This is a genomic window from Planococcus sp. 1R117A (assembly GCF_051417975.1).
In the GTDB taxonomy this organism is placed as follows: Bacteria; Bacillota; Bacilli; order Bacillales_A; family Planococcaceae; genus Planococcus; species Planococcus shenhongbingii.
Genome location: NZ_JBPRLO010000001.1, coordinates 727,273 through 739,613, shown reverse-complemented (window position 1 = coordinate 739,613; position 12,341 = coordinate 727,273). Strand labels below are relative to the sequence as shown.

Annotated in this window: 11 protein-coding genes and 1 riboswitch; of the genes, 10 read left to right on the top strand and 1 reads right to left on the bottom strand. The window is 46.5% G+C overall.

Annotated features, from left to right (window positions below; genetic code table 11):
- The first annotated feature begins 246 nt into the window (after positions 1-246).
- From ACSFXN_RS03415 to ACSFXN_RS03400, 4 genes are all read left to right on the top strand, one after another.
- Positions 247-1,047 (top strand): alpha/beta fold hydrolase, encoded by an 801-nt coding sequence (locus ACSFXN_RS03415; protein ID WP_437148785.1) that lies wholly within the window; start codon positions 247-249, stop codon positions 1,045-1,047.
- Positions 1,048-1,062: 15 nt separating this feature from the next.
- Positions 1,063-2,004 carry a GGDEF domain-containing protein gene (locus tag ACSFXN_RS03410; protein WP_437148784.1) on the top strand — a complete coding sequence of 314 codons (942 nt, stop codon included), beginning with the start codon at positions 1,063-1,065 and terminating at the stop codon, positions 2,002-2,004.
- Between the two features lie 177 nt (positions 2,005-2,181).
- Positions 2,182-3,027, top strand: a complete 846-nt coding sequence (locus tag ACSFXN_RS03405; RefSeq protein ID WP_437148783.1) for an alpha/beta fold hydrolase — start codon at positions 2,182-2,184, stop codon at positions 3,025-3,027.
- A 70-nt stretch (positions 3,028-3,097) separates the two neighbouring features.
- Complete coding sequence (locus ACSFXN_RS03400) at positions 3,098-3,940, top strand: STAS domain-containing protein (protein WP_437148782.1); 843 nt, start codon at positions 3,098-3,100, stop codon at positions 3,938-3,940.
- Between the two features lie 520 nt (positions 3,941-4,460).
- Here the strand turns inward: ACSFXN_RS03400 and dapA are convergent.
- Positions 4,461-5,342, bottom strand: coding sequence for a 4-hydroxy-tetrahydrodipicolinate synthase (gene dapA, locus ACSFXN_RS03395; protein ID WP_437148781.1), 882 nt, complete (start codon positions 5,340-5,342; stop codon positions 4,461-4,463).
- A gap of 133 nt (positions 5,343-5,475) precedes the next feature.
- A riboswitch (Lysine riboswitch) is annotated at positions 5,476-5,654 on the bottom strand.
- 107 nt (positions 5,655-5,761) lie between these two features.
- Here dapA and ACSFXN_RS03390 point away from each other — a divergent pair.
- The 6 genes from ACSFXN_RS03390 (at position 5,762) to ACSFXN_RS03365 (ending at position 12,006) form a co-directional block, all read left to right on the top strand.
- The gene (locus ACSFXN_RS03390; RefSeq protein ID WP_437149152.1) at positions 5,762-6,364 is read left to right on the top strand and encodes an SAM-dependent methyltransferase; all 603 of its coding nucleotides are present in this window, start codon (positions 5,762-5,764) and stop codon (positions 6,362-6,364) included.
- 66 nt (positions 6,365-6,430) lie between these two features.
- Positions 6,431-7,279: a KPN_02809 family neutral zinc metallopeptidase gene (gene ypfJ, locus ACSFXN_RS03385; protein ID WP_437148780.1), complete on the top strand. Its 849-nt coding sequence runs from the start codon at positions 6,431-6,433 to the stop codon at positions 7,277-7,279.
- A gap of 134 nt (positions 7,280-7,413) precedes the next feature.
- Positions 7,414-8,580, top strand: coding sequence for a TraB/GumN family protein (locus tag ACSFXN_RS03380; protein WP_300990466.1), 1,167 nt, complete (start codon positions 7,414-7,416; stop codon positions 8,578-8,580).
- Between the two features lie 178 nt (positions 8,581-8,758).
- The gene (locus tag ACSFXN_RS03375) at positions 8,759-9,007 is read left to right on the top strand and encodes a hypothetical protein (protein ID WP_437148779.1); all 249 of its coding nucleotides are present in this window, start codon (positions 8,759-8,761) and stop codon (positions 9,005-9,007) included.
- A gap of 176 nt (positions 9,008-9,183) precedes the next feature.
- Positions 9,184-10,599 carry an MDR family MFS transporter gene (locus ACSFXN_RS03370; RefSeq protein WP_437148778.1) on the top strand — a complete coding sequence of 472 codons (1,416 nt, stop codon included), beginning with the start codon at positions 9,184-9,186 and terminating at the stop codon, positions 10,597-10,599.
- Between the two features lie 192 nt (positions 10,600-10,791).
- On the top strand, positions 10,792-12,006 hold the full coding sequence (locus ACSFXN_RS03365; RefSeq protein ID WP_437148777.1) for a NupC/NupG family nucleoside CNT transporter: 1,215 nt from the start codon (positions 10,792-10,794) through the stop codon (positions 12,004-12,006).
- The last annotated feature ends 335 nt before the right edge of the window (positions 12,007-12,341 follow it).

The following is a 12,341-nucleotide window of genomic DNA, read 5'->3' as shown; positions in this document are numbered from 1 at the left end:
TTTTTGTATCATCAATTTAACGAGTCAAGAGAAGAAAACGTAAAAAACGATGGCTGAAAATGACTCAGTCATATTTTCATCGGTTTTTCGTCGAACTTTATGAAACTTTCTATTCAATTTTTACGTTTTCATCCAGTAAAATAGATATAAATGTTAGCAGTTTCCTTATTTGATTGATATTATTGAAGCTAATGCAATGATGGATATGGAATAGATTTTTGGGTTTGCCGGAGGAGTGAATACAGGATGTATGAAGAAATCATCAAACGCAACAATGTCCGGGTGTTCGGACAAGGAAAACAAATGCTGGTGTTCGGCCACGGGTTTGGCTGCGACCAGTATGTCTGGAGTGAAATTGCACCAGCTTTTGAAGATAAATACCGTGTTGTGCTCTTTGATTACGTTGGATCGGGAAAAAGCGACAAGTCCGCTTATTCGACTGAGCGCTATGGTACATTGCACGGCTATAAACAGGATTTACTCGATTTATGCGATGCTCTTAACTTGGAAAATATCGTTTTTATTGGACATTCAGTCAGCAGTATGATCGGCGCGCTGGCATCCATCGAGCGTCCGGAAATGATTGATAAGCTGGTCATGATCGGACCTTCTCCCTATTATCTAAACGAATCGGATTACTACGGCGGTTTTGAGAAGTCCGATATTGATGAACTGCTGGATATGATGGAAGTCAATTATAAAGAATGGGCAAAATACTTGGCGCCTGTAGTGATGCAAAATGAAGACCGCCCGCATTTAGCGGAGGAATTCGAGCAGATCCTGTGTTCCAATGACCCGGTGATTGCACGGAATTTCGCGGAAGTGACGTTTACATCGGATGTCCGTTCTGAACTGTCCAAAGTTACGGTTCCGACGCTGATTCTCCAGCCGCAGTTTGATGCCATTGCGCCGCTGGAAGTGGGCCGGTTTGTCCATGAACAAATCAAAGACAGTCAGCTGATTGTGATGGATGCGGCAGGGCATAACCCGCACATCAGCCATTCGGAAGAAACGGTGAAACTGATACAGGCATATTTGGACAGCTAGAGAGGGGATTTGGGAATGGAAGAGCAATTGAATTTGGCGCCATTCTGCTATTTGGTGATTGAAGAAAGCTACCGCATTGTCGAGATGAACTTGGCTATGCGGGAATTGATCGGTACAGAACGCCCCATGCCGACACATGTCCACGAATTGCTGACGACCGCTTCCCGTGTATATTTTCAAACATACTTTATGCCTTCCATCACACTTCACGGGAAAGTCAACGAGATGTTCTTGACGATAAAAGGTGCCGCGGGACCGGTTCCGGTACTGATGAATACGGCAAAAAGGAATGGGCATTTCGAATGCGCGCTGATTCCGATGACCGAGCGGGGCGAATACGAAAAAGAATTGCTGCTGGCGAAACGCAATGCGGAAAAAATTCATCAGGAAACGGCTGAAGCCTACGCGAAACTCCAAAGTTTGATGGATGAAGTAGAGCAAAAACAGCGCGAACTAGAAGAATTGAACGCCAGCCTGCAGCAGATGACTACAACCGATCCGCTGACCGGCTTGAAAAACCGCCGGTATCTGGAAGAGGTCCTGTCCGAAATGACGGGACAGGCGGAGGCTGGAAGGCCGCTGTCTCTTCTTGTGATCGATATAGATTTTTTCAAACGGATCAACGATACATATGGCCACCAGATGGGAGATGCAGTGTTGCAGGAACTTTCCTGGAAGCTGCTGAATGAAACCGGTGCACAAGGGATTGTCTCCCGAATGGGTGGTGAGGAATTTGTCATCTTATTGCCGGACGCCGGTAAAGGCGAGGCTCATAGTTTTGCAGAACAGCTCCGCCGCCAAATTGAGCATGCCGAATGGCTCCATGTCCCGGTGACAGTGAGCATTGGCGTCGCGGTTTTTGAGAATGAAGACAATGCGGATTCTTTGTTCGCGCGTGCAGACGAAGCATTATATACTTCCAAAAATTCAGGCCGCAATCGGGTTACAGTAACGTAAGGGTGTTGCTTCCGAACCGCTTTTTCCATGAAGCCTTTTCAGTTCTTTCAGCAGAAAAGGCTTTTCTAATGCCTTCTTCTTTTTAATTCCGCTGAAGTTCGGTAGAATGAAAAGATGGCGTAAATAATAATTTTTTAAAGAAAATGATTTTTTTATGTCCAGGAGGTGGAGTAGAAATTGGATTTGAACATCAACAAACGAAATAATGTACGATGCTCTGGACAAGGTGATAAAGTATTGGTGTTTGCCCACGGTTTTGGCTGTGACCAATATGTCTGGGATGATATTGCTCCAGCCTTTGAAACGAAATACCGGGTCGTGTTGTTTGATTACGTAGGATCTGGTCGAAGCGATAAGAAAGCATATTCAAAAGAACGCTATAGTACATTGCATGGCTACAAACAGGATCTGATCGAGCTTTGTGATGCCTTGAATCTTAAAAATGTTGTCTTTATCGGGCATTCGGTCAGCAGCATGATCGGCGCTTTAGCAGCAATCGACCGGCCGGAACTGATAAAAGATTTAATCATGATTGGGCCTTCTGCCCATTATTTGAATGAACCCGGCTATCAAGGCGGTTTTGAACGGGCGGATATTGAAGGAATGCTTAAGATGATGGAAACGGATTACAAAGAATGGGCAAATTATTTAGCACCGGTAGTCCTGCAGAACGGAGACCGGCCGGAATTGGCCCAAGAGTTCGAACAGATTTTATGCTCGAACGACCCGGACATTATGCGGCAGTTTGCTGAAGCGACATTTTTGTCTGATGTGCGCAGCGATCTCCAAAAAGTATCAGTGCCTACGTTGATTCTTCAGATGAAGAATGATGCGATCGCTCCTGAAACAGCGGGGGAATTTGTGCATAGCCAGATACCGGAAAGCGAATATGTGGTCATGAATGCTACGGGCCATAATCCGCATGTCAGCCATGCAGAAGAAACGATTGAGAAAATTCTTGCCTACTTAAGGAAGCCTGTGGGAAACAGCGATACTTCTGCAATCGAAAAATTATCGATATAACAGTACCCGAATGCATCTCCGGCGGTTATAATAAATTCAACTAATATGAACGATAGCTATGGAGGTACTGATGGAGAAAGAGATTAGATTGCTCGGTTCACGCGTGATTGAAGATAAAAACCTGATTGCCGAGTTAATACAAGAAGAAGCAATCAAAGATGCCAGCAAGGAAGAGCTGGAACAATATAAAGATATTCTCGAAGCAGTCCTTCATTTTCGAATGGACTTTATCGGGCTTTTAGGGGAATCCCTTCAAAATTTCCTGGACCCTGAAACGGTTTTCAAGGGAATAGCGCAATGGGGAGACGTGACTGGGAATTATTTTCTGAAAGAGGGCATGTCGCTTGCAGACGCATTGGGGGAAACGTCCCTTTATCGGAAACATATCGGCAAAGTGATCAAAACCGAAGCTGTGCGCAAGGAAATGCCGCTTGAGATCCTTTTTGAAGCAATGGAATTTTTCCATTCATTGCTGGACCACGCTGCCTATTCGTACAGCTCGACTTACATCAATTCTTATCAGAAGAACTTGGCTGCTGCCAGAAAAGAATTTCTCGAGTTGTCATCGCCGGTTGTTCCCGTAAATGACCAAATTGCAATCCTTCCGATTGTAGGCGCCATTGAAGTGGACCGGGCACAGCATATTTTGGAACAATCGCTGTTTGCGGCTGGACGCTTAAAGGTTTCCACGCTTATTATTGATTTATCGGGCGTAGTAAAAGTCGACACGATGGTGGCAGAACAAATTATTAAATTGACGCAGTCACTGAAGCTTGTCGGCGTCCAGGCAGTGTTGACCGGCATCCGGCCGGAAATCGCGCAGACCATGATTCAGCTGGGCATTGACGTCAGCCAGCTGGCACTTGGCGGAAGCTTGAAGCAGGCTTTCAAGAGATTGGCCGAAGCAAAATAGAGTATATGAAAAACCCGCTGAAGCCTTGGCTTCAGCGGGTTTTTGTAAGTTTGTTGAGAAAGCTAAAAAATTGTTTTAATATTAATTCATTAAACCGATATTCCGCAAAACAGCTGCAAAACAATCGGCCGAATCATTTCGGCCGATTGCTTTGTGATGAGCTTGCGCAGGAGCAGCGCACTTTCATGTCTCGAAGCTAGCGCAGCGATGCAGAGACAGTATGTTTTCCTCCGCCGTTTGGCTCCATATCTGGAGAGTAGGAACAAATATTTTAGAGAGCTTTCCAAAACAATTACACTTTTAGAGAGTCTTTAAAAGTAGTAAAAGGAAGCTGAAGACCCTGGACTGAGCGCAGCGAATGTTTTTTCAATTTGCGACGAGTAATCGCGGGAGCAAAGGAAGCGGCTGAAGCCGTGCCCGCGGAAAGCGTTCGCCTGGAGCGAAATGAGAAAATAACAAAAGTTTCTTTACAAGATCAAAACCGCTGAAGTCCTGGCTTCAGCGGTTTTGTATCAATCTATTAAGAATTCACAGTACGGGCTGATAAAACCTCTTGCAAGGTTAGGGTTTCTTGCTCGTTCAAAGGAATCATTGGCAAACGGACACCGCCGACTTGGACGCCTGAGAGGTTTAAAGCAGTTTTTACCGGAACCGGATTCGGAGCGGCAAACAAGGCATTCATGACGGGCAGCAATTTGCGGTGTGCCGCTGCAGCCGCTTGGGTATTGCCATTCCGGAAGTTCGAGATCATATTTTTCATGTCATTGCCGATGATATGGGCAGCGACCGATACGATGCCGTTTCCGCCGATTGCAAGAATCGGCAAAGTTAAACTGTCATCACCGCTGTAGAGCGTGAAGGAATCCGGTGTGCGTTCGATAATTTCCGCGGCAGCATCCAAATTGCCGCTCGCTTCTTTGATAGAGACGATATTATCGATTGCTGAAAGACGGACGACTGTATCGACGGATAAATTGACGACGCTGCGCCCTGGAATATTGTAGAGCATAATTGGCAGGCGGGTAGACGCGGCGATCGCTTCAAAATGTTGGAACATGCCTTCTTGTGAAGGTTTGTTATAATACGGCGTAACGAGCATGATGCCATCGACTCCGATGTCTTCCGCTTGCCGAGTCAAGGCGATAGATGCACGAGTGTTGTTCGAACCCGTTCCTGCGATGACCGGAATTCGGCCTTTCACAGTTTCCACTACGAATTTAAATAGTTTCACTTTTTCTTCTGATGACAAAGTCGGCGATTCTCCAGTCGTGCCGGCAATTACTAATCCATCTGAACCGTTTTCGATTAAGTGCTCCACTAGGTTTTTAGTTGCGGGAAAGTCGATTTCCCCGTTTGCGTCAAACGGAGTAACCATTGCTGTGATGATTTGGCCGAAATTCATAATACCACCCTTTTCTTAGTTTTTTGTCATAGAATCAGAGGTGATGGACCAGTCGCATAATAAAAAGAAACAAAAAAGCAGCAACGAGGGTCTCGTTGCTGCCGTAGAAACAATGTTTATCCACCGTTTCTTTGCGTCAGATAGCCCTCCATATAGTCGCCTATATGACAGTCCTGCATTTATTAGATGCAGACCCAGCGGAGTCGACTATGAGTGTCTAACCGCTTCGGCAAATCCCCCTTTCCATAAACGTCATCGGAGCTCATACTCCTCGATTTATATACTGATGGTTTTTGCACCTCTATCCTCACTCCATAAAATCTGGAGCAAGAAAATATTGAATTAGCTTCACCATACCAAACTCTTTGCGCGATTGCAAGAGCCGGAATTATTATTTTATTGGAATGGAGTGGATGACAGTGAACGAACGCCAATACGACGAAATGTTGAATATCCGGACTTCCGAAAACCAGCAAGGCTTCCATGAGTCGCTTCACCACAACCGCTATGAGCCGACGCCTTATGCCTTACTGGAAATCCTTTTTAGCCATTACAGGCTGTCCAAGGAAGACCGGCTCGTTGACTACGGCTGCGGCAAGGGCCGTCTGAATTTTTACGTTCAATATTTATTCGGAGCGGAAACGGTGGGAGTCGAGATGGACGAAACCTTTTACAAGGAAGCACTCGATAACCGGACGGCTTACGAGAAAAAGCGGAAAAATGCTAAAGGGAAAATCGACTTTTGCTGCTGCCTGGCACAAGACTATAAAGTTGAAGCAAGAGACAACCGGTTTTATTTTTTTAATCCGTTTTCGGTTCAGATCTTCATGGCCGCTATCAACAATATCTTGAAGTCCGTGGAGCAGGTGCAGCGTCCGGTTGATGTGATTCTGTTTTTCCCGTCGGACGATTATATCGATTATTTGGAGCATCAGACTCTTTTTGAACTGCTGGAAGAGATTTTGCTGCCGGGAGCAAGCTGCGATATTCGCGAACGTTTTTTAGTTTACCGCCTCGAATAAGTGGGATTAGAGTTTCTATGAATTGGGGTATAGGCTTAAAAAGTGCAATTCGCGAGGAGAGATTTTATGAAATGGAAAGGCAGGCAAGGCAGCAGAAACGTCGAGGACCGGCGGGGTTCATCAGGCGGCAAGATGATAGCGGGAGGCGGAATCGGAGGACTGCTTATCGTCCTGCTGGTGGCATTTCTTGGCGGGGACCCGGGTGTCCTTCTGAACGAACTTGGCACCGGCGCAGGCACACAGTCGAGCGAACCTTATGTCAAAACCGAGCAGGAGCAGGAACTGGCAAATTTCGTTTCGGTTGTGCTGGCGGATACCGAAGCCGTGTGGTCTGAAGTTTTTGCCGAGCAGGGCTTGGAGTATGTCGAGCCGACACTCGTGCTTTTTAATGGCAGCGTTGACTCTGCTTGCGGTACAGCAGGCGCAGCCGTCGGACCGTTCTATTGTCCCGGCGATCAGAAGCTTTATATTGACTTAAGTTTTTATAATGAGCTGCAGCAGCAATTCCAGGCGCCGGGCGACTTTGCGATGGCTTACGTCATTGCGCATGAAGTCGGGCACCATGTGCAAAACCTGCTCGGCATTATGGAGCAGGTCCAGCCGCTCCGCAATCAATTAAGTGAAGAGGATTACAATAAACTGCAGGTAAGGCTCGAATTGCAGGCCGATTATTATGCGGGTGTCTGGGCGCACCATGCCCAAGGGATGAATCTCCTGGAAACAGGGGATCTGGAAGAAGCATTGACGGCGGCAAGTGCAGTGGGAGACGATACCATCCAGGAACGGGCGCGCGGCTATGTGGTGCCGGAAAGCTTTACGCACGGAACGTCCGAACAGCGCAAGAGCTGGTTCTATAAAGGCTTCGAGGCGGGGACGATCCAAGGCGGCGATACGTTCAATGCGAAAAACCTGTAACCGTTTCTGCTGAAAAAAACAGCGGAACGAAGAGTGTTGCATTGATATTTTTGGCATTGTGATTCATTATTGAAATAGACAGTCTTTTCGTGTGAAAACGGAAAGAAATTAAGTTCTATGAAGGAAGAAAATTTATGCATGAAGATAATATTACACGCATACAACTTGATGGGCGCGAACTGATCCTGATCGGCACGGCACACGTTTCCCGCCAAAGCGCCGAGCAGGTCAAACAAGTCATAGAAGCGGAACGGCCGGACTCGGTATGCATTGAGCTTGATGCCCAGCGCTATCAGTCCGTTACCGAAAACAGCAAGTGGAAAGAAACCGATATTTTTAAAGTGATCAAAGAAAAGAAATCAAGTCTGCTGCTGATGAACCTGGCGATTTCCTCTTTCCAGAACCGCATAGCGGATCAATTCGGCATCAAACCGGGCCAGGAAATGATTCAAGGAATTGAATCCGCCAAGGAAACAGGGGCTGAACTGGTGCTCGCGGACCGCAATATCCAAGTGACGTTTTCACGGATTTGGAGCAATATCGGTTTTATGGGGAAAGCCCAGCTATTGACCTCTGTCATCTTCAGCATTTTCAGCAAAGAAACGATTTCTGAGGAAGATCTTGAAAAGATGAAATCACAGGATACATTGAATGCGGTGCTCAACGATTTCACCCAGTCATTCCCGAAATTGAAAAAGCCGCTGATTGATGAACGCGACCAGTACTTGGCGCAGAAAATCAAAGATGCACCCGGCAATAAAGTGGTCGCCGTTCTCGGCGCTGCTCATGTGCCGGGCATTACAAAAGAAATTCATAACGAGCATGACTTAAAAGCGCTGTCTGAAGTGCCGCCGAAGTCGAAATGGCCGAAAATTCTTGGCTGGGCTCTGCCGATTTTATTGATTGCTTTACTGGCGATCACGTTCTATAACAATCCGCAGGCCGGCATTGATGGCACCATCAGCTGGATTTTGTGGACGGCTTCGCTGGGAGCAATTGGGGCGGCGCTGGCATTCGGCCATCCGCTGGCAATTCTTACGGCATTCGTCGGAGGGCCGGTTGGCGCCTTGCATCCGCTTCTTGCGGCGGGGTGGTTCTCGGGACTCATGCAGGCTTATATCCGCCGTCCGAATGTCGGCGACTTTGAGACCTTGTCGAAAGATGTGTTTACCATTAAAGGCTTTTGGGACAATAAAGTCACCCGTGTCCTGCTGGTGGTCGTCTTGACGAATCTCGGAACAGCAGCCGGCAATATTATTGGCAGCGCCGATGTCATTCGCCTGTTTTTAAAAAATCTATAGGAAATCCGCTAAGCCGAACGTCTTCACGCCGTTCGGCTTTTTTCTTTTTAAAAGGCGTTGAATTAGGAATGAAATGGGTATAGAAAAGTAAATAACTAGAGAAACTTCACTCAGCGGGAAAGTTTTTCAGCCTCTTGAGTGCAGGAGCGGGAAAAATAAGGTTGGGGAGGAACAACGGATGAGTCTCTTTTTAATGGGGATTCTGCTCTGGTCGCTGGTCATTGCCTCGGTCATCTTGTTTGTCTACGGATTATGGAAAAGTTCATGGAAAGCGCTTATGTGGAGCGGAACCGCCATTCTGCTGCCAACAATCCTGATTTTTATGGGTGATGATGGCATTTGGTTCCGGTTCAGTATTTTAGTGCCGATTGCTATCTTTGCGGCAGCGTATTACATGAAACACAAAACGACGCATCAGCCTTTATAGCCAATGGACCGGAGAAATCCGGTCCGTCTTTTTGGTTAAAGCTTTCTTCTCATAAATTCTCGAACCCTTAAATAAAGAAGTTTTCGCAGCTGAAAAGCTGTACGTTTTTTTACAGTGTCACAGGCTATTCAGCAGTACGGGTGGATTTCCACTTCAACTTGCGGAGGTGAGGGGCAATGAGAAATGCCCAGCAATCGGTGCTGGATAAAGATTTCCGCAAAGGACCGTTTCTGGCCGTTTTGATGGCCGGTGTTTTTGTAGCGATATTGAATCAAACTTTGCTTGCCACCGCTTTGCCTCACATCATGCGGGATTTGGATATTAATGCAAACATCGCACAATGGCTGACAACGGTTTTCATGCTCGTAAACGGGGTTATGATTCCCATTACGGCATTTTTAATCGGCAAGTTTTCAACGCGCCGCCTGTTTTTGACGGCCATCGGCTTGTTTGCTGCAGGCACCATCATTTGCGCATTTGCTCCAGGTTTTCCGCTTTTGATGGTTGGACGCATTATCCAGGCTTCTGGTGCAGGGATTATGATGCCGTTGACCCAGACCATCCTTTTTATTATTTATCCGGTCGAAAAGCGAGGGCAGGCAATGGGCTTGTTCGGTCTGGTCATTTCCTTTGCGCCGGCGCTCGGTCCGACTTTATCAGGGTGGATCGTGGAGCAATACCCATGGCGTGCACTTTTCTATATCGTTATTCCAATTGCGGTCATTGATTTTGTTCTTGGATATTTTCTCTTGCGCAATGTCACCAAGCAAACTTTTCCGGCCCTCGACATTCCGTCTATTATCTTATCGACATTCGGCTTTGGCGGGATTCTGTATGGCTTTTCAAGTGCCGGCAATAACGGGTGGGGCAGCTGGCCGGTCATCTTGTCGATTGCAGTCGGAGTCATTTCGCTGTTCTTCTTTATCCACCGCCAATTCCAATTGAAGAAGCCGCTGCTTGAATTCCGGGTATTTTCTTATGGCATTTTTACACTTTCAACAATATTGAGTATTATCGTTTTTGTCTCAATGATCGGCAGTGCTACGATTTTGCCGATCTATATGCAGAACATGCATGGCTTTACAGCTTTTGAATCGGGTTTGATGCTGTTGCCGGGTGCAATCGTCATGGGAGCCATGAATCCGGTCACGGGAAAAATATTCGATGCGGTCGGAGGGAAATGGCTGGCGGTCGTCGGATTATTGATTGTCACGGTCTCAACTTTCCAGTTTTCCGTGTTGACGACCACTACTTCTTTTACTTATTTAACCGTGATGCACGCCATTCGGATGTTCGGTGTGTCGATGGTCATGATGCCTGTTATAACTGCCGGACTCAATCAGTTGCCTGAGCGCCTCATTCCTCATGGCACCGCTATGAGCAACACGATGCGCCAAGTATCCGGTTCGATCGGCACTGCGCTGCTTGTCACCATCATGACGGGAACAGCACTTGATCCTCAGCAATATGGCGCCGAAGGGCTGGTGCGGGGCGTTAATATTTCTTTTGCAGTAGTAGGAGTTTTAAGCGCTATTGGTGTAATAATGGCTTTTTTTCTTAAAAAAGCAGAACCGTCTAAGAAAAAAGCCTAAGAGGATTTTCAGCTTGAACTTGTTAGAATTTTCATTGCATTATAACAATATTTTGGATAATAATTTGTCACAGGATAGCCATTTACTTCTTTTTATAGATTTGGTAAGATGTCTGACGACAGTAAAAAAATAAATTAACTGCCGGGCTGAAATGTAAGCGTTTCAAGCTGAAAAAACTAATGAGGTGAAGTTGTGAATTTATTGTGGGGCATCTTTGGTGTATTCGTTGTTTTGGGAATCGCCTTTCTATTATCAAGTGGCAAGAAGTCCATCAAGCCAAGAACCATTCTTGGCGGTTTAGCTATCCAAGTTACATTTGCATTTATCGTTCTTGAATGGGAAGCGGGAAGAGCCGGTCTTTTATGGTTCTCAGGTCTCGTACAGAACGTCATTGACTACGCTGGAGAAGGGATCGCTTTCGTATTCGGCCCAGCTGCTGATGTCGGAGGATTCGGTTTTGTATTCGCGTTTCAGGTATTGACGATTATCATTTTCTTCTCGTCTTTGATTTCGGTGCTTTACTATTTGGGTATCATGCAGGTGGTTATTAAAATAATAGGTGGCGCATTATCAAAACTTCTTGGCACCAGTAAAGCGGAATCGATTTCAGCTGCAGCGAATATTTTCGTTGGCCAGACGGAAGCGCCGCTTGTCATCCGTCCGTTTATCGCGGGAATGACCAGATCTGAGTTGTTTGCTGTAATGACCGGGGGTCTGGCATCAGTAGCCGGTTCAACTTTAGCTGGTTATGCACTTCTAGGAGTGCCTCTCGAATATTTATTGGCGGCAAGTTTCATGGCTGCACCAGCCGGTTTAATCATGGCTAAAATCATGATTCCGGAAACAGAAGATGTTTCAGAACGAGAAGACGTGGTGATGGAAAAAGACAACGCCTCGGTAAACGTTGTTGACGCTGCTGCACGCGGCGCGGCTGACGGGTTGCAATTGGCCTTGAACGTCGGCGCAATGCTGCTTGCGTTCATCGCTTTGATCGCTTTGTTGAACGGCATGCTTGGCGGAATCGGCTCTTGGTTTGGTACTGAAGGTTTGACCATCCAAGCGATTCTGGGTGTTATCTTCGCACCACTTGCTTGGGCCATTGGTGTGCCTTGGGCGGAAGCGGTACAAGCTGGTAGCTTTATCGGACAAAAATTGGTGCTCAACGAATTTGTTGCGTACACTTCTTTTGCTCCTCAAATTCCAGACTTATCGCCTAAGACGGTAATCGTTGTCAGCTTTGCCCTATGTGGTTTCGCTAACTTGAGCTCATTGGCTATTTTGCTTGGCGGACTTGGTGCATTGGCGCCTAGCCGACGTCCTGATATCGCGCGTTTAGGTATCCGTGCGGTTGCGGCAGGGATGCTCGCTTCACTTTTGAGTGCAGCCATTGCCGGAATGTTTATGTAAGCATATATTGATTTGAAAGAAAACCTTCGTCTGCGGGCGGAGGTTTTCTTTTTTGGTGTTTTTCGTAAACGAAAAACACCTCTTTTTAGGAAGCAATCGCGGAGTCGATTGCTTTTTCCATTTGTGGGTTTGTTTTCGAATGGGAAAGAGCTGGATATACGTTCAAAAGTCGGGGGAAGGACGGAAATGCGATGGAGGGCTGTGGCGGACCGGTTTATTTGCGTTTAAATTTTTTTATTTGCATTCGTGGAGTTTTATTTGCGCTTAAAAACTTTTATTTGCGTTCAGAATGGCTTTATTTGCGTTCAACAAAATTCGACATAAAAAAGCTTCTT

Coding starts and splice junctions, on each gene's coding strand:
- ACSFXN_RS03415 (WP_437148785.1), top strand. CDS start 247: ATGTATGAAGAAATCATCAAACGCAACAATGTCCGGGTGTTCGGACAA.
- ACSFXN_RS03410 (WP_437148784.1), top strand. CDS start 1,063: ATGGAAGAGCAATTGAATTTGGCGCCATTCTGCTATTTGGTGATTGAA.
- ACSFXN_RS03400 (WP_437148782.1), top strand. CDS start 3,098: ATGGAGAAAGAGATTAGATTGCTCGGTTCACGCGTGATTGAAGATAAA.
- dapA (WP_437148781.1), bottom strand. CDS start 5,342: ATGAATTTCGGCCAAATCATCACAGCAATGGTTACTCCGTTTGACGCA.
- ypfJ (WP_437148780.1), top strand. CDS start 6,431: ATGAAATGGAAAGGCAGGCAAGGCAGCAGAAACGTCGAGGACCGGCGG.
- ACSFXN_RS03380 (WP_300990466.1), top strand. CDS start 7,414: ATGCATGAAGATAATATTACACGCATACAACTTGATGGGCGCGAACTG.
- ACSFXN_RS03375 (WP_437148779.1), top strand. CDS start 8,759: ATGAGTCTCTTTTTAATGGGGATTCTGCTCTGGTCGCTGGTCATTGCC.
- ACSFXN_RS03370 (WP_437148778.1), top strand. CDS start 9,184: ATGAGAAATGCCCAGCAATCGGTGCTGGATAAAGATTTCCGCAAAGGA.